This window comes from Actinospica durhamensis (genome assembly GCF_018139695.1).
GTDB classification, from domain to species: Bacteria; Actinomycetota; Actinomycetes; order Streptomycetales; family Catenulisporaceae; genus Actinospica; species Actinospica durhamensis.
In genome coordinates this window covers 1-4,916 of record NZ_JAGSOG010000421.1, presented here as the reverse complement: position 1 = coordinate 4,916, position 4,916 = coordinate 1, and the positions used below count along the sequence as shown (strand labels likewise).

The following is a 4,916-nucleotide window of genomic DNA, read 5'->3' as shown; positions in this document are numbered from 1 at the left end:
CCGCAGTACCCAGCGCCGCCATCGCTCCTGGCGCCACCCTCGCACCAGCCGCTCACGGCACCCCGGCCCAGGCCATTCCCGCCGCCCAAACCATCCCCCACGCTGCTTCGGCCCGGACGTCAGCTTCCTGCGGTGCCCACCCCACTCGCAGCACAGCCGGTGTGACACCCGCCACCACCAGCGCGGCCCCTGCACTGGCGTCCCCTGCACTGAGCGTCGTACCGGGCTACATGTCCGCCACGCCGAGCAACCCCGCCCTCAGTGCGGCCACCGCTCTAGGCAGCCCGTCCGCCCACCACGACGTGTCTCCGACAACCGCGACGTCCCCCACGGCTGCCACAACCTCCACCGTGGCCGGCCGTGACATCGCGGCTTAGCGCGCTCAACATCACGCCAGCTTGGCCGTGGCCAACTTCACCGGAGAGCTGATCGTGCCGCCGAGCTATCTGATCGCGCCACGCAGCTGATTCCGTCGCGCAGCTGTCTCCGCTGATCCTGCCGCCCGGCGAACACCGCCGAACGACCGGCTTCGCCGCCCGGCCAACACCGCCACACGACCGGCTCCGCCGTACGGCTGACTCCGCCAGCTACTACTACTCCGCTACTCAGCCACGCGGCCGATTGACCCCACCACGCGACTTGGGGGCGCTCCTTCTTCTCAGAAGGAGCGCCCCCAAGTCGTCCGCCATAGCCACGAGGACAAGAGCCCCGGCCGAGCTATCCGGCCCAGTTCAGGCCCGAGTTTTCTCAGGACGGAGTCTTCGCGCGGGTCCAGTTCAGAACGAGGTCTTCGCGCGCCAGTAGTTCACCAGCGGCTCGTCACCAAGCCGCTCGAGCGCCGCGTCGTCCTGAGCGAGCCGGCCGTTGAGCCACAGCGCGAGGTTGCTGACCGTGCCACGCACCGCGGCCGCGCCCTTGACGTGCGCGTGCGACCAGCGGTAGCCGTGCGGCTCGAGCGTGATCAGCCACTCTCCCGGCAGCTCCACGCCGTCCAGATCGGTGGCGTGCAGGTGGATGGTCTCGCCGTCGCCGTGCAGCTCGCGCACCGCCGGGCGGAACCGCGCCATGGAGGGCACGTTCGTGAGGAACTCGTCGATGTTGTCCGAGGCCACCGCCGCGTCCAGCGCGCCGGGCTGGCCGAGCACGGCGTACTCGACGTCGATCCGGTGCATCGTGGTCTCGTGCAGCATGCGCCGGAACCAGAAGCGTGCGTGCTGGTCAGTGCCCCAGGAGTAGCACGGGGCTTCCGGGTCGGCCGCACGCAGCGCCGCGAGCAGCAGTGCGCCGCCCTCGGCGAACCACTGAGTGGTCTGGGTGCCCCAGCCGTCCGGGAGCTCCAGCTCCTGCTCGGTCAGCTCGATCCGCTCCTGCGGGAGCCGGGTGAGGATCGCGGCGGCCCAGCGATGGATCTCGCCGATGTGCCGGACCAGTTCGGCCAGGGTCCAGTCGGGACACGAGGGAGCGGGCGTGGCGCCGTCATCCGTCTCGGCGATCAAAGCGCCGATTCGGTCGATCTCGGCCTTGATCAGGTCAAGGACGCGGGGATAGTCGAGGGTGTGCCAGGCAGGCGACGGGGCGAGGGTGGGCACCGGTCGGACTCCTTCATGTCGTTACGGGCGGACCGGCCGCGGGTGCGCGGGGTCGGTTCGGGTACGGCGAGGCAACGGCAGTTCTCGCACAACGCCGTTGTCGTGAGGTCGGTTGAGGGAAATCGCGGTATCGCTGGATTCTGCCCCGATGAGGGCACCGCCATGCGTTCCGCGGAAGGGTTGCTACAGCATGCCTTGCTGAGCGTGACTGCGCCACGTGAGATAGATCATGCAGGCGTCCCGCTGTGAATCACGCCTCCGAGTAAGGTTTGGGACTGTAGGAAGATCGGCGGAATCCGGTAAGGAGCGGGGACGTGAGCTGGGGACTGGCGGGAGCCCTTGTCGCGAGCCTGTGCTACGGGGTGGCTACCGTGTTCCAGGCGATGGGAGCGCGCAAGGTCGAGCGTGCCGACGGGGTGGATCCCAGGTTGCTCATGCGGGTACTCGGCTCGCTGCCGTTCCTGCTCGGCACCGCGATGGATGCCTTCGGCCTGGTGTTCAATCTGTACGCGTTGCGGCAACTTCCGTTGTTCGAGGTGCAGGGCATCGTGAACACGAACCTGGCGGTCACGGCGGTGGCAGCCGGCCTGCTGCTACACATCCGCCTCACCCGTCAGGACAAGTTCGCCGTAATCTCGGTCGTCCTTGGTCTGATCCTGCTCGGCCTCGCCGCGGGACCGGAGGGCACAGGCACGTTCACCGACACTGGACGATGGGTGCTGCTCGCCGTATCCATCGCGCTGGCAGCCGCGGCCCTGGTGCTCGGCAACGTGTACAAGAACGCGCACCCGGCAGTACTCGGCACGGTCGCCGGATTCCTGTTCGGCGTCTTCGGTCTCGCCGTGCGGATCCTGCCATCCGTCGAGCCCGTCAAACTACTGACCGACCCGGCCGCGTACGCCGCGGTGATCGCCTCGATCACCGGCTTCCTGTTCTTCACCACGGCCCTGCAGCGCGGCTCGGTGAACGCCACCGCAGCGGCCTTGGTCGTCGGCGAGACAGCGGTACCCGCACTGATCGGCCTGACCTTGCTCGGCGACAGCGCCCGCCCCGGCTACGGCGTCGTCGGCGTCTTCGGTTTCCTCCTTGCGGTTGGCGGCGCACTCGCCTTGGCACGGTTCGCCGAAATCCCCGCCGACGACGAAGGCGACGGCCCCGGCCACGACAAGCACGAACACATAGTCCTCACCCACGACTGAGTGACGTCTCTCACCCGCGGCTGACCACCGCGACAGACCGTTAGCCTTCGCCACACAACGAATCGACTCACGTACGACCGACCCATGGTTCTCATACACGACAGATCGATAGCCGTCGATGCAACCCACAGCTCGCCGCACGCGACGCTTCGAGCTCGCCGTGCGATGCTTCGGCCCACCGCGAGGCCTCCCTATCAAGCCCCACCGCCAAGCCCCGCCGCGTTCCGCCGCGCCCCGACAACGATCGCTTGCCGCATGACGCTTCGCGCTTCGGCACTTCGGGACTTCGCGCTTCCGACTTCGGCACCACACGCAACGTCGTGCCGCGTCACGGCACTCTCGTGGTCCTCGGCGGGACTGTACGGTCTTCGGTGTAACTCCTGAACATGATGGAGTTGCATCCGATGAGCGTGATGGAAGTGGAACAGTCCGTGGTCGAGCAGCAGGTCGATGGGGAGCCGGCAGGGCTTGATGCCTTGGACCAGCAGTTGCTTGATCAGTTGATCGGGCAGGCCAAGGACCGCGGGGTGAAGCTGGCCGGCGAGGGCGGATTGCTACAGGCGCTGACCAAGCGCCTGCTCGAGTCCGCGTTGGACGGTGAGATCACCGACCATCTCGGCTACACGAAGCACGACGCGGCCGGGGACGGGTCGGGCAATTCGCGCAACGGCCGCCGCTCGAAGACAGTGATCACGGACGTCGGCCCGGTCGAGATCGAGGTGCCACGAGATCGGGCCGGCACCTTCGAGCCGCAGATCGTCAAGAAGCGACAAGGGCGACTGTCCGGTGTCGATGAGATGGTGCTCTCGCTCTCCGCCCGAGGGCTGACGCATGGGGAGATATCCGCCCACCTGCGGGAGGTCTACGGCGCGGAGGTCTCCAAGCAGACCATCTCCACGATCACCGACAAGGTCATCGAGGGCATGGCCGAATGGCAGAACCGGCCACTCGACCCGGTCTACCCGGTGATCTTCATCGACTGTGTACACGTGAAGATCCGCGATGGGCAGGTCGCGAACCGCCCGATCTACATGGCTCTCGCCGTCACCTGCGACGGGATGCGCGAGATCCTCGGGCTGTGGGCCGGGGACGGCGGCGAGGGCGCGAAGTACTGGATGCACGTCCTGACCGAGATCAAGAACCGCGGGGTCGCGGACGTGTGCATGGTCGTGTGCGACGGCCTCAAGGGCCTGCCCGAGGCTATCGCGGCGGTCTGGCCGCAGGCCGTGACGCAGACCTGCGTCGTCCACCTCCTGCGCGCCTCGTTCCGCTACGCCGCCCGCCAGCACTGGGACGCCCTGGCCAGGGCACTGCGGCCGATCTACACCGCCCCGACCGAGGATGCGGCGATGGAGCGGTTCGTCGAGTTCGAGGCCGCCTGGGGCCGCAAATACCCGGCGGTCATCAAGTTGTGGAACTCCGCCTGGGCCGAGTTCGTCCCGTTCCTCAACTTCGACGTCGAGATCCGCCGCGTCATATGCACGACGAACGCGATCGAGTCCATCAACGCCCGCATCCGCCGAGCTGTGCGGGCCCGAGGCCATTTCCCGAACGAGCAGGCCGCACTCAAGTGCGTCTACCTGGCCGTCATGAGCCTGGACCCAACCGGCACCGGCCAGAAACGCTGGATGATGCGGTGGAAGGCCGCACTCAACGCCTTCGACATCACCTTCGACGGACGCCTGTCCGCCGGACGAAAGTAGAACCCTTCACAACCTAGTTACACCGTTGACTGGACAGTCCCTCCTCGGCGGATCGGGCCATGTGCTACCCCGTTCTGCGCCAGCCATGCAGGCCTCTCAGTATCAACTGCCAGTCAGATCTATAGTCTCCCCTTCGTTCGAATTCACATTTCGCAGGGACCAGCTTCGGCGTGTGTGCTGAACGCCTGCGCTAATGCAGTGAGCTCCTACACCCCAAGATACGACATTGGTTCGACAAAGGCGACCGATTCTGCTGAGAGCAGAATATTCCCCGGCGTCACAACCTAATCGGCCTAAATGACGGCGGACGTGGAAGAGTCGTGGTGGGCGGACATGTGAGTCCCGATCCGCGGACATGAGAAGTCTAGGTAGGCGGCCGTCTGTAGCCGCGTGGTGACCGTGCGAGTTCCCGCCTTGATCCGTTA

Annotated in this window: 3 protein-coding genes; 2 read left to right on the top strand and 1 reads right to left on the bottom strand. The window is 66.7% G+C overall.

The window, feature by feature from the left end; translation table 11 throughout:
* Nucleotides 1-776 precede the first annotated feature (776 nt).
* Nucleotides 777-1,589, bottom strand: coding sequence for a maleylpyruvate isomerase family mycothiol-dependent enzyme (locus tag KDL01_RS39015; protein WP_212533758.1), 813 nt, complete (start codon nt 1,587-1,589; stop codon nt 777-779).
* Between the two features lie 314 nt (nt 1,590-1,903).
* Between KDL01_RS39015 and KDL01_RS39010 the strand changes: the two genes are divergently transcribed.
* Both KDL01_RS39010 and KDL01_RS39005 read left to right on the top strand, forming a co-directional pair.
* Nucleotides 1,904-2,788 (top strand): hypothetical protein, encoded by an 885-nt coding sequence (locus KDL01_RS39010; protein WP_212533757.1) that lies wholly within the window; start codon nt 1,904-1,906, stop codon nt 2,786-2,788.
* Between the two features lie 413 nt (nt 2,789-3,201).
* Entirely contained in the window at nt 3,202-4,491 is a 1,290-nt protein-coding gene (locus tag KDL01_RS39005) for an IS256 family transposase (RefSeq protein WP_212533759.1), read from the top strand.
* Nucleotides 4,492-4,916 lie beyond the last annotated feature (425 nt).